The following is a 13,224-nucleotide window of genomic DNA, read 5'->3' as shown; positions in this document are numbered from 1 at the left end:
TAGCCTTAATCAGAAGCGGAAACTAAAAAACCAAAAGTGTGATAAGAATCAAATTAATGATTTCACTTAATATTTGAGTGGTATTTACATCTCTTTATTGGATTGTGAGAAATCATTCTCAAGGTAAATCCAAACATAAGTTGTAAATACATTTGGGTTGCGCAGAATTAGCACTCCACAACATAGAAAATGTTGAAATGGAAAGAGACTTATTATTCAGGTCTATCAGAGCCTTATTTCAGTGTTCACTTACATACGAATGCCGCCATCCACTTCTAAAACCCTGCCAGTAAAGTAATCACTCTCAATAATGTATTTTACTGCATGCGCGATTTCGCTTGTTTCGCCCATCCTGCCAACTGGGATCATCTTTTCTAATCGCTCTATGGCTTCGGGTTTCATTTGCTCTGCCATCGCGGTATGAACTACACCTGGTGCAACCGCCGCCGCGCGAATACCGTATCTTGCGAGCTCACGAGCCCATGTTGTCGCCATGGTCGCGACCGCCGCTTTTGACGCAGAATAATTGGTTTGTCCGATATTCCCAGCTCTCGCAACACTAGAAATATTGATGATAACGCCTTGGGAGCCACTCTCAATCATCTTGACGGCAGCTTCACGCCCACACAAAAACGTTCCTGTCACGTTAACGTTCATGACCAAGTTGAATTGATCCAAAGACATCTTACTGATCACGCCATCTTTTGCTTTTACAAGTAACCCATCTCTTAACACGCCAGCGTTATTGACTAAGCCATTGAGTTGACCAAAATCTTGGATAATCGCTTCAAACGTGGTTTCAACGTCGATTTCGTTGGTGACATCCACTTGATATGTCAACGCTTTCGCACTCAGCATTCGACACTGCTCTTGTGTTTCCATTAAGCCACTGGCGTTTACATCCAATAACGCTAAATCAGCGCCAGCTTGAGCAAGGGTAATGGCCATCATTTGCCCAAGCCCCTGCCCTGCTCCTGTAATGGCAATAACACTACTTTTTATGTCCATATTGGTGCACTCCATAGCTCGTAATGTTCTCTATCTCAACCAGTCTAAGTTGACCGAAATGATGCGCATTTTATGTCACCATCTCGGGCTGGTTTGTCACAAAACTCGGTCTAGCCTTTCTTACTCTTGTATAACTCAAATAAGCTTGAGAAATCGAGTTCGCCGTGGCCGCTCGCGTTGTGGAAAGAATATAAGTTGCGCGCTAACGACCCCATCGGAACCGAAGAATGTGTTTGTAACGCCGCATCTAACCCCAAGCCGAGATCTTTTAGCATGAGTTTGCTCATAAAGCCCGGTTGGTAATCGTGACTGGCTGGCGCACTGTCCATCACGCCTGGGCAAGGATTGTAAAGTTCCAATGCCCAATTTCGGCCAGAGCTTTGCAGCATAATGTTTGATAGCACTTTTGGATCGAGTCCATGATCGATACCTAGGTTTAATGCCTCGCACGTACCAGACATTAAAATGCCGAGCATAAAGTTGTTACAGATTTTCGCCATTTGACCATCGCCTGCTTTGCCAGCATGGAAAACATTTTTTCCCATATACTGCAAAATCGCATTGGCTTTAGAAAACGCTTGATCCGAACCACCAACAATAAAGGTTAATGTCGCCGCTTTAGCGCCAGCAACGCCCCCCGAAACGGGCGCGTCGACAAACAACACGCGTTTATTTGCCGCTTCATTGGCGACTAATCGCGCAGAGTCCGGATCAATGGTTGAACAATCAATCATCAAGGTACTTGGCGAGACAAGATTGAGGACACCTACGCCGCCGTGTAAGTCGCCAAGATACACGGAACGAACGTGAGATCCTGCTGGTAGCATCGTGATGACCGTGCTTGCACCATCCACGACTTCCTCGATAGAGCTCGCCACCACCGCACCAAAAGGTGCAAGTTGCTTTGCCGCTTCGCTATCGACATCAAATACTTGCACGTTAAATCCAGACGCTAATAAGTTTTGCGCCATCGGATGCCCCATTCTTCCTAAACCGATAAATGCGATGGTACTCATGATCATTCTCCTTATTGACCTAGTGTTTGTTCACCCAAATCAGCAAGCGGATGTTCGTCATCCGGCCAAAGTGAGGTAAACAAGGTATCGATGACATCTTCATCGACTTCACTGACACTGTTAAATATCCAGCTCGGCTCGCCATCCCGGTCAATGAGCCGAGAACGGACGCCCTCTTTAAACTCACCTAATAAGGCACTGCGAACCGACAAACTCAACTCTAAACGGAAACAATCTGCAAGCGGTAAGCTGTGGTACTCTTTCACTTGTCTAAAGCAAATATGCGCGGTGATCGCACTGCCCGATGCGAACGTTTGTTTCGCGTTTTCTATCCACTGGCTATTCCCTTCGATAGCCATGATTCGCTGTGCTATCGCATTAAGATCAAAGCCTTTGCACGCTTCCTCTATCTGATCTAAATATGGACAAATTTGCGTGGTTGGTTTGCTATCAATAACTTGTTCTTCCATTAACTGTAGTAGTGCAGTTACCAACTCTTTCGCATCTTCTTTGCCCCACTGGAGCCGCTTTAGCTCATCCAGTAAGGTGGGATACTGCTCTTCCAACAGTGACCAATCGGCCAAACCAATAGTGACAGCGTCACTTGAATTTACCATTGAACCTGTCAATCCGAGGAATAAACCCACTTGCGGATCTATCTGGCTTAAAAACCACGTACCTCCCACATCGGGATACAGTCCAATATTGATTTCTGGCATAGCAAGGCGTGATGTTGTTGTCACAACTTTATGGCTGGTTCCCATAAAAAGCCCCATCCCACCGCCCATGACAATACCTTCTCCCCAACCGATAATGGGTTTGTTGTAAGTGTGGATGAGATAGTCACACTCATACTCCAACGAGAAATAGTTCGTACAGAACTCTACGATTTTTTCTTTACTCTCGTTATGCATGACGTGATACATAGCTCGAACATCACCACCAGCACAGAATGCTTTTTCTCCAGCGCCAGTCAGTACCACACAAGCCATATGTGGATCATCTTGCCACTTGATAAGCTGATCGTTAAGTTGGACCAACATGTCATACGTCAATGCATTCAATGAAGCGGTGTTGTCTAACGTTGCGATACCAATGCGGTGCACGCCATCTAAGCACTCTATTTCACTGATGGTTACCATCCCTGCCATGTGGCCTCCTATCGGTTTTTCCATTGCGGTGGGCGTTTTTCTAAAAAGGCGCGAACACCCTCGACTTGATCTTCCGTATCAAAAAGATTCAGAAACAACTCTCGCTCTTTCATTAAGCCGTGCTGAAGTGGCGCAGAGCGCATATTTTGAATGAGCGCCTTACATGCGGCGACAGAAGATGGCGACTGGTTCGAAACAGATTCAGCAAGCTCCATCGCTTTACTTAAAGCTTCGCCTTTGGGAACCAACTCCTCAACTAGGCCTAGTTCTTTTGCTTTGTCAGCGCTGACTTGCTCTCCACATAAAATGATGCGCTTTGCCCAGCCTTCCCCCACTAACGCTGTGAGGTTTTGGGTACCACCAGCACAGGGCAAAAGTCCGACTTTGGCTTCTGGTAAAGCAAGTACCGCTTGCTCTTCAACGACTCGAATGTCACAAGCTAATGCCACTTCTAACCCTCCGCCCATGGCGTAACCATTAATGGCGGCAATGGAAACACCACGGAATTCAGAGAGCGTTTCAAAAGCTTCACCAAAGCATCGCGCCATGTCTAACGCAACCACTTTGTCACCATCAGAAAATAGCTTGAGATCCGCACCAGCAGAGAAAAACTTTTCTCCACTGCCGGTTAAAACCAGTGCGTAGACCTGCTTATCATTGTTAAGTGTGAGTATCAGCGACTTCAGTACCTTGAGGCTCTCTGCTGTCCACGTATTGGCTGGCGGGTTGTTCATCGTCACCACCGCAACGTGATTAGTGATCGTATGTTGAATGGCTGCTTGGGTTAATGGCATATCTGAATCCTTTCTCAATGAGCAAATACCATACTTTGCTAAAGCAAAGCCGACTCCTCAGAGAGCAAACGACGTGCGATGATTAAACGCATAATTTCGTTCGTTCCCTCCAGAATTTGATGCACACGCACATCTCTGAAATGACGCTCCATTGGATACTCTTTGATGTAACCATAGCCACCATAAAGCTGCAGCGCGTGGTCGCAAACCTGAAAGCCCACATCGGTTGCGAACCGTTTTGCCATCGCGCAATAAGCCGTAGCATCAGGGTCATTTCGGTCGAGTTTACTGGCGGCATAGCGCACCAACTGCCGCGCAGCCACTAGCTCTGTCGCCATGTCTGCCAATTTGAATTGTAAGGCTTGAAATTGCGCAAGCGGCTTGCCGAACTGCTTACGCTCTTGAATGTACCGTGCCGCCTGATTAAGGGCCTGTTGAGCCGTACCGACGGAACAGGTCGCAATATTTATACGCCCTCCATCAAGCCCTTTCATCGCAAAGACAAAACCTTGCCCTTCTTCGCCCAGTAAATGGCTAGCTGGAATAACGACATTTTCAAAAGTAACCGCTCGTGTTGGTTGGCTGTTCCAACCCATTTTGGGTTCTTTGCGCCCATAGCTGATACCATCAGCGTGAGCAGGAACAACAAATGCGGACACGCCTTTGGCACCCTCATCTCCGGTTCGCGCCATCACGACCAAAACATCTGTCTCTCCTGCGCCAGAGATAAAGGTTTTGCCGCCGTTGATGACATACTTATCTCCCTTTTTTGTAGCGGAAGTGGTCAGTGCAGCGGCGTCTGATCCTGCGTTAGGCTCAGTTAAGCAATAGGAGCCTAACCACTCCCCCGTAACTAATTTCGGACAGAACTGCGTTTTGGCTTCATCGGTAGCAAAACTGGCTATCATCCAACTGACCATGTTGTGAATCGTCATAAACGCCGTAGTGGACGTACATCCCATGGCCAGTTGTTCAAAGATAATTGAAGCATCCAAACGGCTTAACCCTAAGCCGCCATGTTCTTCTGGTGTGTAGAGACTGAGAAACCCCAGTTCCCCCGCCTCTCTCAATACGTCTTTGGGGAAAATCTGCTTTTCATCCCACTCCGCCGCCATCGGTGCTAAACGCTCATCGGCAAATTGTTGAGCGGTATCGGCAAATGCACGTTGATCTTCATTAAGTTCAAAGTCCATAAAAGCTCCTTTTATTCACTCAGCGCAGTTGGATGGTCAAATTAGGCCCCGTTGGAATATCGTCATCAAACCAACGCGCCGTCACCGTTTTGGTCTCGGTATAAAAACGTACCGCTTGTTTACCATACGCATGTAAATCACCATAGAAACTACCTCTCCAACCAGTAAAGGAGAAAAATGGTAAAGGGACTGGAATAGGCACATTGATCCCAACCTGACCGACTTGAATGTCATGCTGATATTTTCTCGCAGCAGCGCCATTAGCGGTAAATATAGAAGTTCCATTGCCGTAAGGGTTGCGATTCACTAACTCAATAGCTTCTTGCAACGTTTCGACTTCCATACAAACTAAGACAGGGCCAAATATCTCTTGCGTGTAAATCGACATGTTCGCTGTTACACCGCTAAACAAGGTTGGGCCAATCCAGTTTCCATCGGGAAAGCCTTCCACTTCACACTGACTGCCATCGAGTTCACACACTGCGCCTTGTTGTTTGCCATCTTCAATTAGGTCCAATACGCGTTGTTTAGCTTGCTCACTGATCAGTGGGCCATAAGCAGCTTGCTCATCGTCCCAAGGCCCTGGGTGTACTTTCGCCATTGCCTGTTTGAGGTCTGTAATCCATTGTTTTGAATCACCGACAAATACCGCAACAGAAATTGCCATACAACGCTGCCCCGCAGCCCCTACGGAGGCTCCGATTAGGTTATTCACCACTTGATCTTTGTTTGCATCAGGCATGATCACCATGTGATTCTTTGCACCAGCAAAAGCTTGAACCCGTTTAAAATGTTTAGTCCCTGTGGTGTAGATATAACGGGCAACGGGAACCGAGCCAACAAATGACACCGCTCGAATATCAGGATGAGCCAGCAGAAAGTCGACTTGCTCTTTGCGGCCATGAACGATCTGCAACACCCCTTTTGGCGCGCCGGCTTGCTCAAATAGTTCGGCTAAACGAATAGAGGTCAATGGCACTTGTTCGGAGGGTTTGAGCACAAACGTATTGCCCGCAGCGATGGCGATTGGGAACATCCACAACGGAATCATGGCAGGAAAGTTAAACGGCGTGATCCCACAACACACACCTAAGGGCTGAATCATTGAGTAACTATCAATATCCGTGGCAACGTTTTCGACGGTTTCTCCCATCATGTTGCTAGCAATGTTTGCCGCCTGCTCAACCACCTCGATACCACGCCACACATCGCCTTTGGCATCCGCTAAAATCTTACCCGTCTCATGAGAAAGCAGTGTGGCAAGCTCATCATGATGTTCTTTGAGCAAGTGCTGATAGCGAAGCATGACTCTGGCACGCTCGGATACTGCCACTTCCTTCCAAGATTGGAATGTCTCTTTCGCATTATCAATGGCGGCTTCCATCTCGTGCTCTGTGGAACATGGAACGTACGCAATGACATCATTAGTGGCGGGATTGGTTACCTCAACCCAATCCGATGTTTGAGATTCACGAAACTCGCCACCAATAAACAAGGGAACCAAACGAGTCATCATTTACTCCTTTCTGATTTCAATTAAAGCGGTATTTCAATGCCTATCGCCGTGGCTTCTCCACCACCGATACAAAGTGACGCAACACCCCGCATCACTTTTTTGGCTTCGAGATCACCATTGGTGCCTAACGCTTGTAGCTGACGCAAACTGTGAATCAATGTCACCAGAATTCGTGCGCCACTAGCCCCTATCGGATGCCCAAGCGCACAGGCTCCACCTTTAATATTTACTTTGCTCGTATCTAGTCCAAGTTCCGCCACCGCTATTTGTGTCACGACGGCAAAGGCTTCATTGATTTCCCACAGGTCCACTTCATAAATTGACCAATCTAGCTGGAACAGCAGTTGCTCAATTGCGTAGACGGGTGCCAAAGTAAATTCTGCAGGTTTTCTGGCATGTGTAGAGTGCGCCTTGATGATCGCAAGTGGTTTAAGCCCCTGATGACGCGCAGTGTCTTCATCCATAAGCACAAGAGCCGCTGCGCCATCTGAAATGGCACTCGAATTAGCAGCGGTCACCGTACCTTTTTCATCGAATGCAGGTTTGAGTTGAGGAATTTTACCAAGGTCAATCGAGCGAGGGTGCTCATCGTAGTTCAGCACCGCTTGTTCTGACTTGGTATTGAGTGAAACCGGCGAAAGTTCATCGGCAAACAAGCCTCGCTCTTGAGCTTCCAACGCACGTTTTGCCGACATCACGGCCCATTCATCCATTTGCTCTCTGGTGAACTTAAGCCTGTCAGCGACTTGCTGAGCATAAACACCCATTAAGTGCCCTTCGTAAGCATCTTGTAGCCCATCGAGAAACATGTGGTCATACGCAGACTGGTGCCCCATACGCATTCCCTTTCTCGCCTCCCTCAGCAAATACGGCGCATTGGTCATACTTTCCATACCACCAGCAATGGCAGAGCGAATCGTTCCAGCTTTAATGAGATCGTGCGCTAACATGACGCTCTTCATGCCAGAGCCACACACTTTGTTAATGGTGGTGCACCCTACGCCCAAAGGAAGATCTGCCCCCATAGATGCTTGCCTAGCAGGAGCTTGTCCACACCCTGCTGGAAGCACACATCCCATGAACACTTCATCCACCGAAGTCACATTCACTTCGTGCATTGCCGCCTTGATCGCCAGTGCGCCTAATTGAGGAGCAGAGTAAGTTTGCAACTTGCCTTGAAAGCGCCCAATTGGCGTTCTTTTCGCGCTGACAATCCAGATGTCTTTTCCCATGATTCGCATTCCCTTAAGGTATATGTGAACACTTGGCAGACTGATGACACCCTACATAGAGTTACTCACCAAGCGCCACACCAGCCTTTATCGCCTTTTTCACTAACAAACTTTCATTCCGCGATTTCTTGACGTTTACGTAAGCATAGCACTAGCCTTTACAATGAGATGAAAAAACACACCAAGCAGGCGTTTATATTTCAAAGTTGATGTTCGACCTTCCCATTAAAGGTTCGATTTCCAGAAACTGGATTTTTATTCGAGGTAAGTATGTTATGGAAAAATACAAGATCAGTGACCTCGCCAAGGAGTTTGATATTACTACTCGCAGTATCCGGTTTTATGAAGACGTGGGTCTGATTGAACCAGAGCGAAAAGGCAATATGCGCGTTTATCAACGCAGGGATAGAATTCGCCTCAAACTGATTTTAAGAGGGAAACGACTCGGTTTTTCGTTGGCAGAAATTCGTGAACTTTTCGAGCTCTACGACATGCAACAAACCGAAGGACAGTTGTTGAAAATGCTCAATATCATTGAAGAGAAACAAGCCGTCCTACAGCAACAACTCAACGACATCAGCGTCGTTATGGCAGAGTTGAATGCCGCTAAGGAGCGTTGTATTCAAACACTCAAAAGCAAGCAGACATAAACGCTATACTCAATTAGCAACACCGCTACAGGCTTTTCCACCTTACCTCTGATACCGGGAGACGTTATGAAAAGCACCTATACCCCACTCAATTTCGGACTTGGTGATACCATCGATATGCTCCGAGAACACGTTAATGCCTTTGCTACGGAACATATCGCGCCCATCGCCGCTGAGATAGACCGCGATAACCAGTTCCCGAATCATTTATGGCCTTTGTTGGGAGAAATGGGGTTGCTTGGTGTGACCGTCGATGAAGAGCTTGGTGGTGCAGGCATGGGATACCTCGCTCATGTTGTTGCCATGGAAGAAATCAGCCGTGCCTCTGCGTCTGTCGCTTTAAGCTACGGCGCTCATTCTAACCTGTGCGTCAACCAAATCTTTCGTAACGGCACGCCTTCTCAACGCGAAAAATACCTTCCAAAACTCATTGATGGTACGCACGTTGGCGCCCTAGCGATGAGCGAGCCCAATGCCGGTTCAGACGTGATAAGCATGCAACTGAAAGCGGAGAACAAGGGCGACCATTTTGTACTGAATGGCAACAAAATGTGGATAACAAATGGGCCCGATGCTGACGTAGTGGTGCTTTACGCTAAAACAGATGTCAGCGCAGGTTCACGTGGCATTACCGCATTCATTATTGAACGTAACTTCGCAGGTTTCACTCATGCTCAAAAGCTGGACAAGCTAGGCATGAGAGGCTCGAATACTTGCGAACTTGTATTTAACCATTGCGTAGTGCCAAAAGAGAATATTCTTGGCGAGTTGAATCAAGGCGTCGAGGTATTAATGAGTGGGCTGGATTACGAGCGCGTCGTCCTCGCTGCCGGACCACTCGGGATAATGCAAGCTTGCATGGACATTGTGGTCCCGTACGTACATGAACGAGAGCAGTTTGGAAAATCCATTGGCGAGTTTCAGTTAGTTCAGGGCAAGATCGCCGATATGTACTCTCGAATGAGTGCAGCAAAAGCGTATGTATATACCGTCGCAGCGGCTTGTGATCGAGGTAACGCAACACGCAAAGACGCCGCTGGCGCGATTTTGTACAGTGCAGAACTCGCCACACAAATGGCACTCGATGCAATACAACTGCTCGGTGGGAATGGCTACATCAATGAATACCCTGCTGGTCGTTTGTTACGTGATGCAAAGCTTTATGAAATCGGCGCGGGTACCTCAGAGATTCGCCGCATGTTAATAGGCCGAGAACTGTTCGAAGAATCTCGCTAACGGAACATACGACAAGGAAGTCATTATGGCCATTATCAAAAGTAAAACTAAGCCAACTGACGAGTTATTTCTTTCCAATAAAGCTGCGATGGAAACGTTGGTCACTCAACTTAATCAACACATCGAGACCATCAAACAGGGCGGCGGTGAAAAAGCCATTGAGCACCAGAGGCAAAAAGGAAAACTCCCCGCACGAGAACGCATCGCGCGCTTGCTTGATGACAACACTGACTTTCTTGAAATCAGCCAGTTTGCCGCCTGGCAAGTGTATGACGAAGCGATCCCCTGCGCTGGTGTTATCGCCGGCATTGGTATCATAGAGGGGATTCAATGCATGGTCATCGCCAACGATGCTTCGGTAAAAGGCGGAACCTACTACCCACTCACGGTAAAAAAACACCTTAGAGCGCAAGAGATTGCCCAACGTTGCCAACTCCCCTGCGTGTACTTGGTGGACTCCGGTGGCGCAAATCTCCCTCATCAGTCCGACGTCTTCCCCGACAAAGAACACTTTGGTCGCATTTTCTTTAACCAAGCGAGAATGTCGGCGAAAGGCATCCCCCAAGTTGCTGTTGTGATGGGGCTTTGCACTGCTGGGGGCGCGTACGTTCCTGCCATGGCGGATGTGTCCATTATGGTTAAAGAGCAAGGCACCATTTTTTTGGCGGGGCCACCTTTGGTGAAAGCGGCCACTGGCGAAGTCGTGACGGGTGAAGAGCTCGGCGGTGCAGACGTGCATTGTCGAAAATCTGGTGTCGCAGATTATTACGCTGAAAATGATGAACATGCCCTAATGCTTGCGAGAGAAGCCATTGCCAATGCCAATAGAACAAGACCTGTTAAGCCAGAAAACACCGTACTTCCTCCCCGCTACGACGCAGAAGAAATCTACGGAGTCGTGAATGCCAACTTACGACTGTCATTCGACGTTCGAGAAATTATTGCCCGCATCGTCGATGATTCTGATTTCGACGAATTCAAATCCTTGTACGGCAGAACGCTAGTGTGTGGCTTCGCTCGTATTCAAGGACACTTGATTGGTATTGTGGCAAACAACGGTATCTTGTTTTCTGAATCGGCACAAAAAGGCGCGCACTTTATTGAGCTGTGCGCCAAACGGAAAACACCGCTTCTTTTTCTCCAAAACATTACCGGCTTTATGGTCGGAAAAAAGGTTGAAGAAGAAGGCATCGCAAAACATGGCGCCAAGCTAGTGATGGCCGTCGCTTGTGCTGACGTGCCGAAGTTTACCGTGATCATCGGTGGATCGTACGGCGCTGGTAATTACGGCATGTGCGGCCGAGCGTATGATCCAACCATGATGTGGATGTGGCCGAACGCGCGTATTTCTGTGATGGGCGGAGAACAAGCAGCAGGCGTTTTAACACAAGTTCGAAAAGACGCGAAGGAACGTCAGGGGGAAGCGTGGTCAGAGCAAGAAGAGCACATTTTTAGAGAATCGATCATAGACTTGTATGAAACACAAGGACATCCCTATTTTGCGAGTGCTCGGCTATGGGATGACGGAATTATTGACCCTAAAAAAACGCGTCAGGTGTTGAGTCAAGCGTTAACGGCAGCATTAAATGCCCCCATTCCTGATAGCGAGTTTGGCGTCTTCAGAATGTAAACATCCAAAGATGAATTAAGGAAGTTAGTATGCAGGAAATGCAACCAAGCATTATTCCCAACGCCCAAAGGCAAGATGATGTTCTTTGGCATGTCGATGATAATGGCGTAGCGACCATTACCCTAAACAGAACAGCTAAACACAATGCTTTTGACGCTTGTACGATCGACTTGCTGATCCACCGCCTAGATTATCTCGCTTTACGAACGGATGTGCGGTGCTTGGTATTAAGAAGTAACGGCAAGCACTTTTCATCCGGGGCCGATTTGAATTGGATGCAGTCGATGGCCGACAGCACGAGGCAAGATAACTTCGTTGATGCCCAAAACTTGGCAAGACTCATGGAAACATTAGATTCGTTCCCTCAACCCACCATCGCAGTTGTTCAAGGTTCCGCTTATGGTGGTGCTTTAGGGTTGATTTGTTGTAGTGATATCGCCATCGCAAGCCAAAGTGCCAACTTTTGCTTAAGTGAAGTTAGGCTTGGTTTAGTTCCAGCAACCATTGCGCCTTACGTCATGCGCGCGATGGGGAATAGACAAGCTAGACGCTATATCTTAAGTGGTGAAGTCATTTCAGCCGAAGATGCCGAACGGTTTGGTATTGTGCACGAAGTGAAAGAAGCCAAACAGCTTGAAAGTGCGGTCGATAGCGTAATCAAGACGTTGCTACTGAATAGCCCAGATGCGATGCGTAAAGCGAAAACGCTCTGCCATCAATGTCATCAAAACCCCATCGATCAACAACTGATTCACTATACTAGCAAGCTCATTGCGGACATTAGAGTATCACCCCAAGGTCAAGATGGGCTGCAAGCGTTTCTTGAAAAACGTAACCCAAGTTGGGTCACCAAGTCACAGGACAAGTAATGCTGCCTTCCAAAGTAAAGATTGTCGAAGTAGGTCCTAGAGATGGGTTGCAAAATGAATCTCCTGTTGCGACCCAGACTAAAGTCCGGCTGATCAACTTACTCTCTGATACTGGGCTAACGCATATTGAGGCGGGCTCTTTTGTCTCACCCAAATGGGTGCCACAAATGGCGGACTCAACAGAGGTCATGAAAGCAATAACACGGCGAAATCATGTTACCTACTCTGCCCTGACACCAAACCTAAAAGGCTTAGAACAAGCGTTAGAGGCTGGTGCCAATCAGGTCGCGATTTTCACTTCATCCTCAGAAGGATTCTGCCAACACAATATCAATTGCTCGATTGCAGAAAGCCTAACTCGCTTCGAACCTGTAATGCGATTAGCCACCAAACACAGCATCCCTGTTCGAGGTTATCTATCCTGCGTTGCAGATTGCCCTTACGACGGTCCAACAGCCCCTAAACAGGTGGCGAGCGTGACCAAATCGCTCATCGATTTAGGGTGCTATGAAGTATCTCTAGGCGATACAATCGGCACAGGCACGCCAAATCGAATTGCTGCTATGCTGGAAGCCGTCATGTTGGTTGCACCTCTTCCCCAACTTGCTGTCCATTTCCACGATACATGGGGACAAGCTCTCACCAACATTCATCAAGCCTTGAGTATGGGCATCAATACCATCGACAGCAGTGTCGCTGGGCTGGGTGGATGTCCATACGCTCATGGCGCATCAGGAAATGTCGCAACGGAGGATGTACTATATTTATGCCAAGGGTTAGGAATAGAAACGGGGATCGACTTAGAGCTACTGGCTAAAGCTGGCTGGATGATCAGCGAAGAGCTGGGTCGGCTGCCTACATCAAAAGTGTCATTAGCATTGCGTAACCGCGTATTATCACTTTCGTAGAAGGCCATCCGGCACCTCAAA

12 protein-coding genes are annotated in these 13,224 nt (G+C 47.8%); 5 read left to right on the top strand and 7 right to left on the bottom strand.

Going from position 1 to position 13,224, the window contains the following annotated elements:
- Positions 1-249 precede the first annotated feature (249 nt).
- The 7 genes from R8N28_RS01470 to R8N28_RS01440 form a co-directional block, all read right to left on the bottom strand.
- A complete protein-coding gene (locus tag R8N28_RS01470) occupies positions 250-1,008 on the bottom strand; it encodes an SDR family oxidoreductase (RefSeq protein ID WP_005375778.1) in 759 nt (252 codons plus the stop codon).
- A gap of 110 nt (positions 1,009-1,118) precedes the next feature.
- On the bottom strand, positions 1,119-2,024 hold the full coding sequence (gene mmsB, locus R8N28_RS01465; RefSeq protein WP_065275372.1) for a 3-hydroxyisobutyrate dehydrogenase: 906 nt from the start codon (positions 2,022-2,024) through the stop codon (positions 1,119-1,121).
- 11 nt (positions 2,025-2,035) lie between these two features.
- A complete protein-coding gene (locus tag R8N28_RS01460) occupies positions 2,036-3,175 on the bottom strand; it encodes an enoyl-CoA hydratase/isomerase family protein (protein WP_017634260.1) in 1,140 nt (379 codons plus the stop codon).
- Between the two features lie 8 nt (positions 3,176-3,183).
- The gene (locus R8N28_RS01455) at positions 3,184-3,969 is read right to left on the bottom strand and encodes an enoyl-CoA hydratase (protein WP_017634261.1); all 786 of its coding nucleotides are present in this window, start codon (positions 3,967-3,969) and stop codon (positions 3,184-3,186) included.
- Between the two features lie 38 nt (positions 3,970-4,007).
- Positions 4,008-5,162 carry an acyl-CoA dehydrogenase family protein gene (locus R8N28_RS01450; protein ID WP_065275373.1) on the bottom strand — a complete coding sequence of 385 codons (1,155 nt, stop codon included), beginning with the start codon at positions 5,160-5,162 and terminating at the stop codon, positions 4,008-4,010.
- 19 nt (positions 5,163-5,181) lie between these two features.
- Entirely contained in the window at positions 5,182-6,675 is a 1,494-nt protein-coding gene (locus R8N28_RS01445) for a CoA-acylating methylmalonate-semialdehyde dehydrogenase (RefSeq protein WP_064354633.1), read from the bottom strand.
- Between the two features lie 23 nt (positions 6,676-6,698).
- Positions 6,699-7,910, bottom strand: a complete 1,212-nt coding sequence (locus R8N28_RS01440) for an acetyl-CoA C-acyltransferase (protein ID WP_025767662.1) — start codon at positions 7,908-7,910, stop codon at positions 6,699-6,701.
- A gap of 275 nt (positions 7,911-8,185) precedes the next feature.
- Between R8N28_RS01440 and R8N28_RS01435 the strand changes: the two genes are divergently transcribed.
- The 5 genes from R8N28_RS01435 (at position 8,186) to R8N28_RS01415 (ending at position 13,203) form a co-directional block, all read left to right on the top strand.
- The gene (locus R8N28_RS01435) at positions 8,186-8,560 is read left to right on the top strand and encodes a MerR family transcriptional regulator (RefSeq protein ID WP_017821195.1); all 375 of its coding nucleotides are present in this window, start codon (positions 8,186-8,188) and stop codon (positions 8,558-8,560) included.
- A 66-nt stretch (positions 8,561-8,626) separates the two neighbouring features.
- On the top strand, positions 8,627-9,796 hold the full coding sequence (locus tag R8N28_RS01430; RefSeq protein WP_005387610.1) for an isovaleryl-CoA dehydrogenase: 1,170 nt from the start codon (positions 8,627-8,629) through the stop codon (positions 9,794-9,796).
- A gap of 25 nt (positions 9,797-9,821) precedes the next feature.
- The gene (locus tag R8N28_RS01425) at positions 9,822-11,426 is read left to right on the top strand and encodes a carboxyl transferase domain-containing protein (protein ID WP_065275375.1); all 1,605 of its coding nucleotides are present in this window, start codon (positions 9,822-9,824) and stop codon (positions 11,424-11,426) included.
- Between the two features lie 29 nt (positions 11,427-11,455).
- The gene (locus tag R8N28_RS01420; RefSeq protein WP_065275376.1) at positions 11,456-12,295 is read left to right on the top strand and encodes an enoyl-CoA hydratase-related protein; all 840 of its coding nucleotides are present in this window, start codon (positions 11,456-11,458) and stop codon (positions 12,293-12,295) included.
- Positions 12,295-13,203, top strand: coding sequence for a hydroxymethylglutaryl-CoA lyase (locus tag R8N28_RS01415; RefSeq protein ID WP_065275377.1), 909 nt, complete (start codon positions 12,295-12,297; stop codon positions 13,201-13,203). The genes R8N28_RS01420 and R8N28_RS01415 overlap by 1 nt, the downstream gene beginning before the upstream one ends.
- Positions 13,204-13,224 lie beyond the last annotated feature (21 nt).

This window comes from Vibrio sp. Vb1554 (assembly GCF_033344235.1).
Note: the sequence above shows the minus strand (reverse complement) of the source record. Positions and strands in the feature narration are given on the sequence as shown.

Excerpts from the sequence above, each read along its gene's own strand:
- R8N28_RS01415 (WP_065275377.1), top strand. The coding sequence starts at position 12,295 with ATGCTGCCTTCCAAAGTAAAGATTGTCGAAGTAGGTCCTAGAGATGGG.
- R8N28_RS01460 (WP_017634260.1), bottom strand. The coding sequence starts at position 3,175 with ATGGCAGGGATGGTAACCATCAGTGAAATAGAGTGCTTAGATGGCGTG.
- R8N28_RS01425 (WP_065275375.1), top strand. The coding sequence starts at position 9,822 with ATGGCCATTATCAAAAGTAAAACTAAGCCAACTGACGAGTTATTTCTT.
- R8N28_RS01470 (WP_005375778.1), bottom strand. The coding sequence starts at position 1,008 with ATGGACATAAAAAGTAGTGTTATTGCCATTACAGGAGCAGGGCAGGGG.
- R8N28_RS01445 (WP_064354633.1), bottom strand. The coding sequence starts at position 6,675 with ATGACTCGTTTGGTTCCCTTGTTTATTGGTGGCGAGTTTCGTGAATCT.
- R8N28_RS01435 (WP_017821195.1), top strand. The coding sequence starts at position 8,186 with ATGGAAAAATACAAGATCAGTGACCTCGCCAAGGAGTTTGATATTACT.
- R8N28_RS01430 (WP_005387610.1), top strand. The coding sequence starts at position 8,627 with ATGAAAAGCACCTATACCCCACTCAATTTCGGACTTGGTGATACCATC.
- R8N28_RS01420 (WP_065275376.1), top strand. The coding sequence starts at position 11,456 with ATGCAGGAAATGCAACCAAGCATTATTCCCAACGCCCAAAGGCAAGAT.
- mmsB (WP_065275372.1), bottom strand. The coding sequence starts at position 2,024 with ATGAGTACCATCGCATTTATCGGTTTAGGAAGAATGGGGCATCCGATG.
- R8N28_RS01450 (WP_065275373.1), bottom strand. The coding sequence starts at position 5,162 with ATGGACTTTGAACTTAATGAAGATCAACGTGCATTTGCCGATACCGCT.
- R8N28_RS01440 (WP_025767662.1), bottom strand. The coding sequence starts at position 7,910 with ATGGGAAAAGACATCTGGATTGTCAGCGCGAAAAGAACGCCAATTGGG.
- R8N28_RS01455 (WP_017634261.1), bottom strand. The coding sequence starts at position 3,969 with ATGCCATTAACCCAAGCAGCCATTCAACATACGATCACTAATCACGTT.